The sequence below is a fragment of the Frateuria soli genome (assembly GCF_021117385.1).
In the GTDB taxonomy this organism is placed as follows: domain Bacteria; phylum Pseudomonadota; class Gammaproteobacteria; order Xanthomonadales; family Rhodanobacteraceae; genus Frateuria_A; species Frateuria_A soli.
Map to the genome: position 1 here is coordinate 238,038 of NZ_CP088252.1, position 14,104 is coordinate 252,141.

The following is a 14,104-nucleotide window of genomic DNA, read 5'->3' on the forward strand; positions in this document are numbered from 1 at the left end:
TCGGGCGCGGTGTGAACCAAATGTGCAGGCCATCACGCCATTCTGTTGAGAAAGTTGCCGTAGGCCGTTGCCATAGCGTTAATTTTTCGATCTAATGCCTTCGCGCATCCGCCGGTTTCCGGCCCGGGCGCCAGGGGCCAAGGGGGAAAATCGTGGGTCTGTTTACACCCAAGAAGCCGCCGCTGATCGGCGTCGACATCAGTTCGACCGCGGTCAAGCTGCTACAGCTGAGCCAGGCCGGCGGCCGCTATCGCGTGGAGCACTACGCGGTCGAGCCGTTGCCCCCCAACGCCGTGGTCGAGAAGAACATCGTCGAGGTCGAGGCGGTGGGCGAGGCGATCCGGCGCGCGTTGGCGCGTTCCGGTTCCAAGCTCAAACATGCTGCCGCCGCCGTTGCCGGCTCGGCCGTCATCACGCGCATCGTGCCCATGTCCGCCGATCTGTCCGAGGAAGACCTCGAGGGCCAGATCCAGGTCGAGGCCAACCAGTACATCCCGTACCCGATCGACGAGGTCAGCCTCGATTTCGAGGTGATGGGGCCGGTGCGCGACAACCCGGACATGAACAACGTACTGCTGGCCGCCTCCCGCACGGAGAACGTCGACATGCGCGTGGCCGCGCTGGACCTGGGCGGGCTTGCCGCCAGGGTCATCGACGTGGAAGCCTTCGCGATGGAGAACGCTTTCACGATGCTGGTCGACCAGCTCAACGTCAGCCGCGACGCACTGGTTGCCGTAGTCGACATCGGCGCCACCATGACCACGCTCTCGGTGTTGCGCCACCAGCGCACCATCTATTCGCGCGAGCAGGTCTTCGGCGGCAAGCAGTTGACCGACGAGATCATGCGCCGCTACGGCCTCTCCTATGAGGAAGCAGGCCGGGCCAAGCGCAAGGGCGGTCTGCCCGAATCCTACGAGACCGAGGCGCTGGAACCGTTCAAGGAGGCGCTGATCCAGCAGATCAGCCGCCTGCTGCAGTTCTTCTTTGCCGGCAGCGAGTACAGCAAGGTTGACCAGGTCGTGCTGGCCGGCGGCTGCGCCTCGATCGAGGGCCTGTGCCCGATGCTGGAGGAGCAGTTGGGCGTGCCGTGCATGGTGGCCAACCCGCTGGCGCGCATGTCGCTGGCGCCCAAGGTGCAGGCGCAGTCGCTGGCGCAGGACGCCCCGGCGCTGATGATCGCCGTCGGCCTGGCGCTCAGGAGTTTCGACTGATGGCACACATCAACCTACTTCCCTGGCGTGCCGAACGGCGCAAGCAGCGCGAGCGGGAATTCTTCATGCAGTTGGGCGCGGCCTTCGTGGCGGCGCTGCTGGTCGTGCTGCTGTGGGCGTTCTGGATGGGCATGCGCATCGACAACCAGAACGAGCGCAATGCCTACCTGCAGGGCGAGATCAAGCAACTGGACGAGCGCATCGCCAAGATCAAGGACCTGGAGAAGGTCCGCCAGCGCCTGCTCGCCCGCAAGCAGATCATCGAGCAACTGCAGGCCAACCGCTCGCAGATGGTCCACCTGTTCGACGAGCTGGTGAAGACGATCCCCGCCAGCGTCCGCCTGAGCAGCATGAAGCAGAACGCCGATTCGATGGTCCTGTTCGGCGTGGCGCAGTCCAACGCCAGCGTGGCCGAGTACATGCGCAACCTCGACGCCTCGCCCTGGATGGGCAACGCCGACCTGGACAAGACCGAGATCAAGTACCGTGCCGGGCGCATGCCCTACACCTTCGGCTTGCGCGTCAAGCTTAGCCAGCCCGCCGTGGAAGAGCCGGGCAAGACGTCCGTGCTGCTGCAGGATGACGGCGCACCCTCGGCGTCGGCGGCCAAAAAGGGGGCTGGCAAATGAAGTTCTTCGACGAATTGCGCAGCCTGGACCGCAACAACATCGGCGGTTGGTCCAAGTCGGTCAAGATCTTCTTCACCGTGCTGGTGTTCCTGATCGTGATGTTCCTGGGCTGGTACCTGCACGTCAGCGACCAGCAGGACTCCCTGGCGAACCTGGCCTCCAAGGAGGTATCGCTCAAGCAGGAATTCACCCAGAAGCAGGCCAAGGCCGTCAATCTCGAAGCGCTGCAGCAGCAGCTCGACGAGATGCAGGACATGCTGCGCCAGTTGCTGCGCCAGCTGCCCAGCAAGACCGAGATGCCCGAACTGCTGGTGGACATCTCGCAGACCGCGCTGGCATCCGGTCTGGAGATCCAGGTGTTCGACCCGGGCACCGAGCAGCCGAAGGACTTCTACGCCGAAGAGCCGATCAACCTCAAGCTCGTCGGCACCTACCACCAGTTCGGCAATTTCATCAGCGGCGTGGCCTCGTTGCCACGCGTGGTGATCCTCACCATGCATGACGTGTCGCTGTCCACGCAGCTCCCGATCGGTGCCAACGGCGAGCCGCCGGCAGGCGGGCAACTGGTGCTGGAAGGCACGGTCAAGACCTACCGCTACCTTGAAGACGAGGAGAGCGGCGAGGCCAAGCCCGCCAAGGGCAAGAGCAAGGCGAGGGGGCGCAAATGAGCAGGTTGAATGCCATCAGGCCCGCCCACGTGGCGCGGCTGCTGCTGATGCTCGGCGCCATTGTGTTGTTGGCCGGCTGTACCCGCGGCATGTCCGATCTGCGCGACTGGGTTGCCCAGGAAAAGAGCAAGAAGGGTGCACCGATCCCGCCGCTGCCGGTCATCAAGACGTTCGAGACTTTCCAGTACTCCGACGAAGGCAAGCGCGATCCGTTCAGTGCGAGCACGGCCGAGCTGCAGCCGAGCGGTCCGTCCAATGGACCGCGCCCCGACGAGGGCCGGCCCAAGGAGCCGCTGGAGATGTTCGCGCTGGACAGCCTCAAGATGGTTGGCACGGTCGGCACCGGTGCAGGCATCGAGGCACTGGTCAAGGACCCCGGCGGCGTGATCCATCGCGTCCACGTCAATGAGTACATGGGGCAGAACTACGGTCGGGTCACCGACATCGCGGAAGACCACATCGACCTGGTCGAGCTGGTCTCCAATGGCAATGGCGGCTGGATGGAACGTTCGGCCAGCATCGGGCTCGGCGACAAATGAACACAGGGGCTGACGCAATGAGCAACCACATTCAACCTGTCCGGGGCCGAGTCATGCGCCAAGCACGCCGCTGCCTGTTGACTGGCCTGCTGATGGCCGCCGCCGTATGGGCCGGCGATGCCGTGGCAGCCACCAACACGCTCAAGGGCATCAGTTACGACACGTTGCCGGGAGGGCGTGTCGAACTGCACATGAGTTTCGCCGGCGGTCCGCCGCAGCCGCGTATCTTCACCACGGGCAACCCGCCGCGCATCGCGGTCGATTTCGCCGACACCACCAACGCGGCGCCGCGCCACCTCGACATCGGCAAGGGCTCGACCTCGGGCGTCTCGGCGGTATCCGCCGGCGGCCGTACGCGAGTCGTGGTCGAACTGATGCGCGATGCCTCGTACGAGACGCGCGTGGACGGCAACGACCTGGTGATGACGGTCAACAACGGCACTGCCGCGCAGACCACCACCACCGCCTCGGCCGTCGACCCGACCAAGGCGCTGCCTTCGGCCATGAATGGCCCGTCGGTATCCGGCATCGATTTCCGGCGCGGCCCCAATGGCGAAGGCCGGGTGCTGGTCGGCTTCAGCGGCGCCGGTGCGGACGTGGACATGCATCGCGAGGGCGGCAAGCTCATCGTCACCATGAACCACGTGAAGCTGCCGGCCGAGCAGGCCCAGCGCCTGGACGTGCTGGACTTCGCCACCCCGGTGCAGTCGATCACCACCCGCGCCGGCATGGGCGGCGGCGCGCGCATGGAGATCGACGTCAAGGGCAACGTGGAGACCTCTTCCTACCAGACCGCCGACCAGTACGTGGTCGAGGTCGCACCCAAGAAGGACGCCACGAGCGACGGCCAGGCTGCCAAGGGCCAGCCGCCGGTCTACAGCGGCACCCGCGTGACCTTCAACTTCCAGGACATTCCGGTGCGTGCTGCGCTGCAGTTCATCGCGGAGATGTCCAAGAAGAATCTCGTCGTGGCCGACAGCGTGGGCGGCAGCGTCACCCTGCGGCTGGTTAATGTGCCATGGGACCAGGCCCTGGACGTGATCCTGCGCGCCAAGGGCCTGGACAAGCGCAGTGACGGCAACGTCATCTGGATTGCTCCGCAGCAGGAGCTGGCCAACTACGAACAGAACCTGGCCGAGGCGCGCCTGAAGGCCGAGGACACCGCCGAGCTCGTCACCGACTACGTGCCGATCAGCTACGGCAAGGCGGCCGACATCGCCAAGCTCCTTACCAGCGGCAGCAAGAGCGGTGCCGGTGGCGGCGGTGGCGGTAACCGCGGTTTCCTGTCTCCCCGCGGCAGCGTCTCGTATGACGAGCGCACCAACACCCTGCTTCTCAACGAGACGCCGGACAAGATCCGCGAGCTGCGCGAACTGATCGCCGTGCTCGACCGTCCGGTGCAGCAGGTGCTGATCGAGTCGCGCATCGTGGTTGCCACCGATGACTTCACCCGGGAACTGGGCGTGAAGTGGGGCGTGCAGGCGCTGCACACCACCAGCGGCGGCAACGTGATCACCACCGCTCCGCAGGGCGGCGCCAACGGCGCGGCCAGTCTGGCCATCGAGCGTGGCAACAACAACTCCGGCGCCGGCAATGCCTCGGGCGTGACCACGTACCAGACGGGCGCGGGTGGCTTCAACGTGAACCTGCCGGCGGCCAACCCGATGGGCAGCTTCGGCCTGGCGATCCTGGGCGCGAACTACCTCGTCGACCTGGAACTCTCCGCTGCGCAGACCGAGGGTCGTGGCGAGGTGATCTCCAGCCCGCGCGTGATCACCGCCAACCAGCAGGAGGCGGTCATCCGCCAGGGCCAGCAGATCGGCTACGTGACCTACCAGAACAGCGCCACCGGTTCGGCCGGCAGTGGCACCGCCACGGTGCAGTTCAAGGACGCCGTGCTGGAGCTGCGCGTGACCCCGACGATCACCGCCGACAGCCGCGTGTATCTGAAGATCAACGTCAAGAAGGACGCGCTGGCCAAGTTCATCGACGCCCCGGGCAGCGGCCAGGTGCCGCAGATCGACACCCGCGAGATCAACACCTCGGTGCTGGTGGACAACGGCCAGACGGTGGTGCTCGGTGGCATCTACGAGATCACCAAGGCCAACACCATCAGCAAGGTGCCGGGCCTGGGCGACATTCCCGGCCTGGGGGCGCTGTTCCGCAAGACGGTCAAGAACAACAACAAGGCCGAACTGCTGATCTTCGTGACGCCGCGCATCCTCAGCGAAACACTGCAGTAAGCGAACGATGCACGTAACAAAGGGCGGCCCTGGGCCGCCCTTTTTCTTTGGGCCTGCGGACGCGACCATGCGGACCGGCACACGCGGCGCCTGCACCGGCATGCCTAAACTTCCGGGCGTTGGCGCGGTCAGTACCGCGTTGCCTTCCCGGAATCGCTGATGGACACACCGCAAACCGCCGTTCCCAATCGCCTGCAGCAGGCATTCGTGCACCTGCGCGAGGACCTGCAGCGCGAGGTCATCGGCCAGCCGCACCTGATCGATTGCCTGCTGATCGCGCTGCTGGCCGACGGCCACCTGCTGGTCGAGGGTGCGCCGGGCCTGGCCAAGACCACCGCGGTCAAGGCACTGGCCGCGCGCATCGAGGCCGATTTCCACCGGGTGCAGTTCACCCCCGACCTGCTGCCGGCCGACCTCACCGGCACCGACGTGTTCCGCCCGCAGGCGGGCAGCTTCGAGTTCGAGCGCGGGCCGCTGTTCCACAACATCGTGCTGGCCGACGAGATCAACCGCGCGCCGGCCAAGGTGCAGTCGGCGCTGCTGGAGGCCATGGCCGAGCGCCAGATCACCGTCGGTCGCAGCACCTGGCGCCTGCCGGACCTGTTCCTGGTCATGGCCACGCAGAACCCGATCGAGCAGGAAGGCACTTTCGCGCTGCCCGAGGCCCAGCTGGACCGCTTCGTGATGCACGTGACCATCGGCTATCCGGATGCGGCCTCGGAGCTGGCAATCCTGAAACTGGCCCGCGAGCAGGCGCGCCGCGCGCTGCATCCGGCGGCGCCGCCGCGTGCGCTGCTCAGCCAGGCCGACGTGTTTGCCGCGCGTGACGCCGCGCTCGAAGTGCACGTGGCGCCGGCGCTGGAGGAATACCTGGCGCAGCTGGTTCTGGCCACGCGCGACGCCGGGCGCTACGGACCCGAGCTGAAGCGCTGGATCGCGTGGGGTGCCAGCCCACGCGCGACCATCGCGCTGGACCGCTGCGCCCGCGCCCATGCCTGGCTGGCCGGGCGCGACTACGCGTTGCCCGAGGACGTGCACGGGGTGGTACACGAAGTGCTGCGCCACCGCGTGCTGCTCAGCTACGAGGCAGAAGCAGAAGGCGTGCGCAGCGACCAGATCATCGACCGCCTGCTGGATCTCGTGCCGCTGCCGTGATGTCCGCCGTGCCCGCGCGCGCCGACGGCGACGGCCGCGCCACCGTATCGCTGGCCGAACTGCTCGCCTTGCGCACGCGGGTCGGTCGCGTGCGCCCGCTGCCGCTCGACAGCCGCGCCGCGCACGCCGGCCAGCAATCCAGCCGCCTTTACGGCCGCGGCATGGACTACGCCGAATCGCGTGTCTACCAGCCCGGCGACGACGTGCGTCGGCTCGACTGGCGACTCACCGCGCGCAGCGGTGAACTGCACACCAAGTTGTTCCAGGAGGAGCGCGAGGGCAGGTTGCTGATCCTGCTCGACACCCACGCGAGCATGCGCTTCGGCACCCGCGTGCGCTTCAAGTCGGTGCAGGCCGCACGCGCAGCTGCGCTGGCCGCCTGGTATGCGGTGCGCGCCGGCGAGCGCGTCGGGGCAATGGCCTTCGGCAACGGCCAGCACCTGCTCAAGCCGCGCGGCGGTGCGCGCGGTGCGGTGGCCCTGTGTGGCGCGCTGGCCGACTGGGATGTCGATGCCACGGCCGGCGGGGACGGCGAACCCCTGTCCGACGCCCTCGCTCGCGCGGGCCGCCTGCACGGCGCCAGCCGCGTCCTGCTGATCAGCGATGGCCTGAGCTGCGACGAGGCGGCACGCGGCCGCCTGCGCGAAGTGACGCGCCACGCCCGAGTCGCGGTGCTGGTGGTGGCCGATGCGCTCGAGCGCGACCTGCCGCCGCCCGGGCGCTACCCGTTCGAGCATGCCGGCGAGCGTCGCGAGGTCAGCCTCGAAGGCATGCGCCAGCGCAGCGAGTTCCAGCATGCGCTCGGTGCCGGCCAGGCGCGCCTGGTCGCGCTGGCCCAGTCGCTGGGGTTGCGCTGGCGCAGTATCGACACCGTGGCCGATCCGCTGGAAGCGATCTCGGCGTTGCTGGGTGCGAGGTCCGCCCGATGATCCGCTATCTGCCTGCTCCCCAGGGTCCGCAGTTGCGCGACATCCACCTCCCGCCGGCGCCGCCATGGTGGCCGCCCGCGCCCGGGTGGTGGCTGCTCGCGGCGCTCGTGCTGGGGCTGCTCGGCGTGGCCGCATGGCTGTCGCTGCGCGCACGGAAGCGGCGGCAGCGTCGGGCCCGCATCCTGGCCGAGGTCGATGCCCTGGCGAACCGCCACGCGGCCGACGCGCAGGCGTTGGCCGCCGGGCTTCATCAACTGCTGCGTCGCGTGGTGCGGACGCGGGACCCGGCCGCCGCACGGCTGAGCGGGGAGGCCTGGCGCGATGCGCTGGCACGCGTGCCGGTCGATGCGCCGACGCTGGAGCGCCTGCTCGCGCTGGAGCACGCCATGTACCGGCCGCAACCCTATGACACCCACGCCATGCAGGAGGCCGTGCGGCGCTGGCTGCTGGCGGCGCTCGCCGGGCAAGATCGGAGGACGCGCCGTGCCTGAGTTCGCCTGGCCCGACTTTGCCTGGCCCTGGGTGGCATTGCTGCTGCCGTTGCCGTGGCTGCTGCGCCGCTGGTTGCGTCCGTTGCCGCCAGGACAGGCCCTGCACCTGCCGCATCCGGGCGTCGCGCTGGCCGCCATCGAGCGGCAACCGGGCCGCGGCAAGGCCAACTGGTGGCTGGCGCTGGCCTGGCTGTGCCTGGTCGCCGCGGCGGCGCGCCCGCAGTGGGTCGGGCCGCCGCAGGCGCAGCAGCGCAGCGGGCGCGCGATGCTGCTGGCGATCGATCTGTCCGGCAGCATGCGCACCGAGGACATGCACGTGGCCGGACAGGGCGTCAGCCGCTTCGAGGCGGTCGAGACCATCGCCAGTGACTTCATCGCCCGCCGTGCCGGCGACGAGCTGGGCCTGGTGCTGTTCGGCAGCCGCGCCTTCCTGGTCACGCCACTGACCTACGACCTGGACGCCGTGCGCGCGCAGCTGAAGGGCTCGGCCGTCGGCCTGGCCGGCACCGAGACGGCAATCGGCGACGCGATCGCGGTGGCGGTCAAGCGCCTGGCGGGCCTGCCGCAGCAGGCCCGCGTGCTGGTACTGCTCACCGATGGCGTCAACAACGCCGGCAACATCGCGCCCGAACAGGCTGCCGCCGCGGCCAAGGCAGCCGGCGTGCGCATCTACACCATCGGCGTGGGCGCCACGCGGATGCGCGTGCCCGACTTCTTCGGCATGCGCCTGGTCAACCCGTCCGCCGATCTGGACGAGGCGATGCTGACCAAGATCGCCGAGGAGACCGGCGGGCGCTTCTTCCGCGCCACCGACACGCACGAACTGGCGGCCGCCTACCGCGCGATCGACGCGCTCGAGCCGATGCCCCGGCACGGTCCGGTGTTGCGCCCCCGCCACGAGCTGTTCCGCGTACCGCTCGGCGCGTCGATGTTGCTGCTGGCGCTGGCCCTCGCCTCTCGCGCGGGTGGACGGCGGGAGCGCCTGGCATGAGCGAGGCACTGCACCAGTTCCATTTCCTGCGGCCGCTCTGGCTGTGGCTGCTGCTGGCCCTGCCGCTGCTGGCATGGCTGGCCACGCGTGGGCAGGGCGCGCGGGCGCAACTGGAACAACTGGTCGATCCGGAGTTGCTGCCGCACCTGCTGTACGGCCGCGCACAGCGCCGCAGGGTACCGCCTGCCCTGCTGGGGCTGGGCTGGTTGCTCGCGGTGCTGGCGTTCGCCGGGCCGAGCTGGAGCCGCGTACCGCAACCGCTGTTTGCCGACCGTGCGGCGCAGGTGGTGGCGCTCTCGTTGTCCGAGCACATGCTGGCGCGGGATCTCACCCCGAGCCGGCTCGATCGCGCGCGCTACAAGGTGCGGGATCTCTTCGCCGCCAACCGTGGCGGGCTCAACGGCCTGATCGCCTACGCGGGCGAGGCGTTCGTGGTCGCGCCACTGACCAGCGACGCCAACAGCCTCGACGACCTCCTGGATGCGCTCTCGCCCGATACCATGCCGGTCGAGGGCGACAACGCCGCCGCGGCCATCGCGCGGGGCGTGGCGCTGATCCGCGACGCCAAGGTCGGTGGCGGCTCGCTGGTGCTGGTCACCGACGCCGCCGGACCCGATGCCCTGCAGGCCGCAAGCCAGGCCCGTGCCGATGGCGTGCGCGTGTCAGTGCTGGGGGTGGGCACGACCGCCGGCGGGCCGGTACCGCTCGCCGAAGGTGGTTTCCTGCGCGACGCAAGCGGCGAGGTCGCCATGGCCGGGCGTGACGATGCCGCGCTGGCGGCAGTCGCTGCGGCTGGCGGTGGCAGCTACGTCCCGATGCGTGCGGACCATGCCGACATCGACGCGTTGCAGGGCCAGTTGCGCACGGTGGGTACCGATCCGGCCACCGGCCAGACCAGCGCTCAGTGGGAAGACCGCGGCCCCTGGCTGCTGCTGCCGCTGCTGCCCCTGCTCGCGTTGGCCTTTCGTCGCGGCTGGCTGTTGCTGCTGCCGCTGGCGCTGGTGCCCCTGCTGGTTCCCACCCGCGCCGAAGCCGGCACCTGGCAGGACCTGTGGCAACGCCGCGACCAGCAGGCGGTGCAGGCGCTGCGCGAAGGCCAGCCGAAGCAGGCGCTCTCGCTCGCCCGCGATCCGGCGTTGCGTGGTGCCGCCGCCTACCGCGCCGGCGACTACGAGAAGGCGATCGACGCCCTGCAACCGATCGACACCTCCGACGCGCAGTACAACCTCGGCAACGCGCTGGCCAAGGCCGGCCAATACCAGGACGCGCTGGCCGCCTACGATCGTGCAATCGCACTCGATCCAGCCAATGCCGATGCCCTGGCCAACCGCAAGGCGGTCCAGGATTGGTTGCGCCGCCAGCCCCCGCCGCACGACCCTGGCGCCGACGCGCAGAACCAGAACGGCGGCAAGTCCTCGCAATCGAAGCAGGGCCAGGGCGACGAGCAGTCCAGCAAGGACAGCCAGGGTAACCGCCGCGGCGAGCAGCAGGACGGCAAGCAGGACAACCAGGGCCAGCAGGGGCAGGGCCAGCAGCAGCCGAACGCGCAGGGCAGCCAGGACGGTGCACGCGATGGCGAAAAGCGCGAGCAGCAGAGTGCCGCCCACCCGCAGACCGCGCAGGAGCGCGCCGAACAACAGGCACGCCTGGCGCGCGCGGGCCAGGCGCTCAAACAGCAGATGGATCGCGCGCTGCGCGACAAGGCCGGCGCCAAAGGCGGCGAGCACCAGCTCGGCGCGTTGGACAAGGACGACCCGCAGGCACGCCTGCCGGCCGAGCTGCGCCAGGCGCTGCAGCGCGTGCCGGACGATCCGGGCGCCTTGCTGCGGCGCAAGTTCGAACTGGAATACCGCCAGCGCCACGGGGTGGCGAATCCGGAGGACCTGCCGTGAGGCGATGGATCGCGCTACTCCTGCTCACCCTGCTGCCGATGCTGGCGCAGGCCGCGCAGGTACAGGCCTCGCTCGACCGCAACCAGGTGCAGTTGGGCGAAACGGTCACGCTCAACCTGCGCGTCGAGGGCGGTGGCCTGGCACAGGCGCCGGACCTGTCCGCGCTGGCGCCCGATTTCGAAGTGCTCGGCCGTTCCAGCAATACCAGCGTGAGCATCGTCAATGGCCAGCGCAGCGCGCGGTTCACCATCGGCATCGCGCTGCGCCCGACGCGCGCCGGCCAGCTGACGATTCCGTCGCTGGATGTTGCCGGCGGGCACACCCAGCCGCTCACGCTGACCGTCACGCCGCCCGATCCCCGCGCCGCGGCCAGCAGCGGCAAGGCCGTATTCCTCGAAGCCAGCGCGCAGCCGACCACGGTCCGCGTGGGCCAGCAGCTGCTCTTCACCGTGCGGCTGTATTTCGCCGGCAGCCTGAGCAGCGGCTCGCTGGAGGATCCGCGACTGCCCGGCGTCGACGCGCGCCGGCTGGGCGACGACCTGGACTACGACGTGGTGCGCGGCGGCCGCGCCTACCACGTGATCGAGCGCCGCTACGCGCTGATCCCGCAGCACGCGGGTACGATCGACATTCCGCCGTTGCAGTTCCAGGGCGAACTGATCGATCCGGCCGATCCGGACAGTTTCTTCGCGATGGGCACGCCCGCGACAGCGGCCTCGCCCGCGGTATCGATCGACGTGCAACCGGTGCCGTCCTCGTGGGGCAGCAGCGCCTGGTTGCCGGCGCGCGCGTTGAGCCTGACCCTGGAAGGCATCCCCGCCGACGGCAAGGCGCGCGTCGGGCAGCCGCTGGACCTGGTGATGACGCTGCAGGCGACCGGGCTGCCCTACGAGGCGCTGCCGGCGCTGAGCCTGCCGGACCTCAAGGGCGCCACGATCTATCCGGACAAGCCGGTGACCGGCACCCGCAACGACGGCCAGTGGCTGATCGGGCGTCGCCAGCAGAGCTTCGCCGTCGTCCCCAACCAAGCCGGAGCGCTCACGATCCCCGCGATCACGCTCAAGTGGTGGAACGTGCAGAGCGGCCGGGTCGAGGAGGCACGGGTCGCGGCGCATACGCTGACGGTGCTGCCTGCGGTGGGCGGATCGTCGGCGCCGGCGGCGGACGCCCCCCCGCCGGCGAGCTCCGCGCCCGCGTCGGCCACGGTACCGGCGCCCGCCAAGGGCGGGCCCGGCCGCACGCCAGCGTGGCGCGTGCTCGCGCTGATCGCCGTGGCGGTGCTGCTGCTCGCCGGTGCGCTGGCCGCATGGTGGGTCTGGCGCCGGCGCACGCGCCCGGGCGCCGTAGCGCCGGCGGCGGACGCCGTCCGGTCCAACCGAGCGCTGCGCCTGGCCTTCCTTGCCGCCGCGCGCGGCAACGACGTGGCCGCGCAATCGCATGCGCTGCTCGCCTGGGCGCGCGCGGAGCGGCCCGGGCTGGCCGGCCTGGGCGCGCTCGGCGAGGCGCTGGCGTCGCCCACCCAGCGCGAGGCGATCGAGTCGCTGCAACGGCGCCGCTTCGCCGCGGATGCGAGCGGTCCGGGCCCCGACCTGGCAGGCGCGTTCCGGCAGGGCTTCCGGTGGCGCGAGCCGCCCTCGGGCGAGGAGCCGCCGCTGCCGCCGCTCTACCCGTTCAAGCTGCGTTGAACACGCGCTGCCACAGTTGCGTCATGGCCTCGCTGAGGAAGCACAGGCGCACGTCCATGGCGGGTGCGGGCAGCCGGGCAAGCGTCCGGCGCAGGCTGGCGCAGGCGACCTCGGCCGCCAGCTCCGGCGGGTAGCCGTAGGCGCCGCAGCTGATCGCGGGAAAGGCGACCGAGCGCAGGCCGTGCTCGCGCGCCAGCTCCAGCGCGTTGCGGTAGCAGGCGGCGAGCAGCTCCGGTTCGCCGTGGTCACCGCCGCGCCAGACCGGGCCCACGGTGTGGATCACGCAGGTGGCCGGCAGGTCGAAGCCCGGGGTGATGCGCGCCTCGCCGGTCGGGCAGCGCACCTCGGCCGAGTCCTCCGGCAGCGCCCGGCAGGCTTCCAGCAGGCGGGGGCCGGCTGCGCGGTGGATCGCGCCGTCGACGCCGCCGCCACCCAGCAGCGGCCGGTTGGCGGCGTTGACGATGGCATCGACGGCAAGTCGGGTCAGGTCGGCAGTAAGCAGGGTAATGGACATGGACAATGGTCTTTCGTGCGGGCCGCGCTTTATGCTCTGACTTGGGACAGGAGATGCATCACAACATGAAACCGGAAGACATCCCGTTCGGTTACCTGCTCAGCGACGTCACCTTGCTGTTCCGCAAGCACTTCGACCGGCGAGCCGTGCGCTTCGGGCTGACCCGCGCACAGTGGAGGGCGATCAAGATGCTGCACCACCGCGGGGAGAACCTTCGCCAGACCGAGCTTGCCGAGCTGCTCGAAATGGAGCCGATCGCGGTAGGCCGCGTGATCGACCGCCTGCAGACGGCCGGCTTCGTCGAACGACACCCCGACCCGAAGGACCGTCGCGCCTGGCGATTGCACCTGACCGCGCGTGCGCGCGCAGTGATCGACGACATGCAGGACATCGGCCGCGGCCTGCGCAAGGATGCCACCGCCGGCATCAGCGTCGAGGAGCTGAGCCAGGCATTGGCGGTGATCGGCCGGATCAAGGACAACCTGCAGTCGCTGGAGCAGGGCGAAACCGGCAGCGACTAGGTGCTCCGGCGGGGCACGGCCGCCGGGTTCGCCGGATTGGCCGCGACAGGCACTTGCCGCCGGCTACTGCGCTGCGGCCCGGGCGGGCGCGGGATCGCCAGCACGATGGCATATTCGATCGCATCATCAGGAACGCGCAGCCGGGCTTCGAAGCCGGCCGATGAGTGCAGCCAGCAGCCCGATTTGCTGCGCGTAGACGGTGCTTGCGCTAGGGTGGCGGGCGCTCGTTCCGGAGACCTGCCATGTCCCGCATTGCCCTCGCCGCCGCGGCGATCCTCCTGACCCTGGCCGGCGCCGGCTGCGCAACACGCGCGAGCGAACCGGGCATGCTCGACGATGCGACGCTGGCGGCCTATGCCGCCAAGTCATTCGACAAGCGGGCCATGATGGGCCAGACGGTGGAGCTCGGCCGGCACCAGGGTATCCCGGTGGTTGCCGAGTTCCGGTGTGGGGACGTCTGCCCGCAATACACCGTCCGGATCATCCACTACCGGTTGCCCGAGGGCGTCGACTGCGCGCATGCGGGCGGCGTGGAGAAGACCGTCGCCGTACCGGTGGCGATCGCCGTGCTGCCGAAGACGTTCTGTGTGCCGAAGACGCTGGCGGCAAGCGGCAGCTACTACACCCGCTAGAACC

General features: G+C 69.7%; 14 protein-coding genes. 13 read left to right on the top strand and 1 reads right to left on the bottom strand.

Features of this window, described 5'->3' with window-relative positions:
- Positions 1-152: 152 nt before the first annotated feature.
- The 11 genes from LQ771_RS01060 to LQ771_RS01110 all read left to right on the top strand — a co-directional run bounded on the left by LQ771_RS01060 (position 153) and on the right by LQ771_RS01110 (position 12,433).
- Positions 153-1,211: a pilus assembly protein PilM gene (locus tag LQ771_RS01060; protein WP_231350568.1), complete on the top strand. Its 1,059-nt coding sequence runs from the start codon at positions 153-155 to the stop codon at positions 1,209-1,211.
- On the top strand, positions 1,211-1,840 hold the full coding sequence (locus LQ771_RS01065) for a PilN domain-containing protein (protein ID WP_231350569.1): 630 nt from the start codon (positions 1,211-1,213) through the stop codon (positions 1,838-1,840). The genes LQ771_RS01060 and LQ771_RS01065 overlap by 1 nt, the downstream gene beginning before the upstream one ends.
- Positions 1,837-2,508 (top strand): type IV pilus inner membrane component PilO, encoded by a 672-nt coding sequence (locus LQ771_RS01070; RefSeq protein ID WP_231350570.1) that lies wholly within the window; start codon positions 1,837-1,839, stop codon positions 2,506-2,508. The genes LQ771_RS01065 and LQ771_RS01070 overlap by 4 nt, the downstream gene beginning before the upstream one ends.
- The gene (locus tag LQ771_RS01075) at positions 2,505-3,047 is read left to right on the top strand and encodes a pilus assembly protein PilP (protein WP_231350571.1); all 543 of its coding nucleotides are present in this window, start codon (positions 2,505-2,507) and stop codon (positions 3,045-3,047) included. The genes LQ771_RS01070 and LQ771_RS01075 overlap by 4 nt, the downstream gene beginning before the upstream one ends.
- Positions 3,048-3,100: 53 nt before the next feature.
- Positions 3,101-5,290 (top strand): type IV pilus secretin PilQ, encoded by a 2,190-nt coding sequence (locus LQ771_RS01080; RefSeq protein WP_231350572.1) that lies wholly within the window; start codon positions 3,101-3,103, stop codon positions 5,288-5,290.
- A 159-nt stretch (positions 5,291-5,449) separates the two neighbouring features.
- Entirely contained in the window at positions 5,450-6,445 is a 996-nt protein-coding gene (locus LQ771_RS01085) for an AAA family ATPase (protein WP_231350573.1), read from the top strand.
- Positions 6,445-7,374, top strand: a complete 930-nt coding sequence (locus LQ771_RS01090; RefSeq protein WP_231350574.1) for a DUF58 domain-containing protein — start codon at positions 6,445-6,447, stop codon at positions 7,372-7,374. Before LQ771_RS01085 ends, LQ771_RS01090 begins: the two co-directional genes overlap by 1 nt.
- Entirely contained in the window at positions 7,371-7,865 is a 495-nt protein-coding gene (locus LQ771_RS01095; RefSeq protein WP_231350575.1) for a DUF4381 family protein, read from the top strand. Before LQ771_RS01090 ends, LQ771_RS01095 begins: the two co-directional genes overlap by 4 nt.
- Positions 7,858-8,856, top strand: a complete 999-nt coding sequence (locus LQ771_RS01100; RefSeq protein WP_231350576.1) for a VWA domain-containing protein — start codon at positions 7,858-7,860, stop codon at positions 8,854-8,856. Before LQ771_RS01095 ends, LQ771_RS01100 begins: the two co-directional genes overlap by 8 nt.
- The gene (locus LQ771_RS01105) at positions 8,853-10,748 is read left to right on the top strand and encodes a VWA domain-containing protein (protein WP_231350577.1); all 1,896 of its coding nucleotides are present in this window, start codon (positions 8,853-8,855) and stop codon (positions 10,746-10,748) included. Before LQ771_RS01100 ends, LQ771_RS01105 begins: the two co-directional genes overlap by 4 nt.
- A complete protein-coding gene (locus tag LQ771_RS01110; RefSeq protein WP_338030348.1) occupies positions 10,745-12,433 on the top strand; it encodes a BatD family protein in 1,689 nt (562 codons plus the stop codon). The genes LQ771_RS01105 and LQ771_RS01110 overlap by 4 nt, the downstream gene beginning before the upstream one ends.
- Here LQ771_RS01110 and LQ771_RS01115 read toward each other — a convergent pair.
- A complete protein-coding gene (locus LQ771_RS01115) occupies positions 12,420-12,947 on the bottom strand; it encodes an O-acetyl-ADP-ribose deacetylase (RefSeq protein WP_231350579.1) in 528 nt (175 codons plus the stop codon). The genes LQ771_RS01110 and LQ771_RS01115 overlap by 14 nt on opposite strands.
- 65 nt (positions 12,948-13,012) lie before the next feature.
- Between LQ771_RS01115 and LQ771_RS01120 the strand changes: the two genes are divergently transcribed.
- On the top strand, positions 13,013-13,468 hold the full coding sequence (locus LQ771_RS01120) for a MarR family winged helix-turn-helix transcriptional regulator (protein WP_231350580.1): 456 nt from the start codon (positions 13,013-13,015) through the stop codon (positions 13,466-13,468).
- A 242-nt stretch (positions 13,469-13,710) separates the two neighbouring features.
- Entirely contained in the window at positions 13,711-14,100 is a 390-nt protein-coding gene (locus LQ771_RS01125) for a hypothetical protein (RefSeq protein ID WP_231350581.1), read from the top strand.
- Positions 14,101-14,104 lie beyond the last annotated feature (4 nt).

Coding starts and splice junctions, on each gene's coding strand:
- LQ771_RS01085 (WP_231350573.1), top strand. CDS start 5,450: ATGGACACACCGCAAACCGCCGTTCCCAATCGCCTGCAGCAGGCATTC.
- LQ771_RS01115 (WP_231350579.1), bottom strand. CDS start 12,947: ATGTCCATTACCCTGCTTACTGCCGACCTGACCCGACTTGCCGTCGAT.
- LQ771_RS01095 (WP_231350575.1), top strand. CDS start 7,371: ATGATCCGCTATCTGCCTGCTCCCCAGGGTCCGCAGTTGCGCGACATC.
- LQ771_RS01065 (WP_231350569.1), top strand. CDS start 1,211: ATGGCACACATCAACCTACTTCCCTGGCGTGCCGAACGGCGCAAGCAG.
- LQ771_RS01075 (WP_231350571.1), top strand. CDS start 2,505: ATGAGCAGGTTGAATGCCATCAGGCCCGCCCACGTGGCGCGGCTGCTG.
- LQ771_RS01090 (WP_231350574.1), top strand. CDS start 6,445: ATGTCCGCCGTGCCCGCGCGCGCCGACGGCGACGGCCGCGCCACCGTA.
- LQ771_RS01105 (WP_231350577.1), top strand. CDS start 8,853: ATGAGCGAGGCACTGCACCAGTTCCATTTCCTGCGGCCGCTCTGGCTG.
- LQ771_RS01120 (WP_231350580.1), top strand. CDS start 13,013: ATGAAACCGGAAGACATCCCGTTCGGTTACCTGCTCAGCGACGTCACC.
- LQ771_RS01125 (WP_231350581.1), top strand. CDS start 13,711: ATGTCCCGCATTGCCCTCGCCGCCGCGGCGATCCTCCTGACCCTGGCC.
- LQ771_RS01080 (WP_231350572.1), top strand. CDS start 3,101: ATGCGCCAAGCACGCCGCTGCCTGTTGACTGGCCTGCTGATGGCCGCC.
- LQ771_RS01070 (WP_231350570.1), top strand. CDS start 1,837: ATGAAGTTCTTCGACGAATTGCGCAGCCTGGACCGCAACAACATCGGC.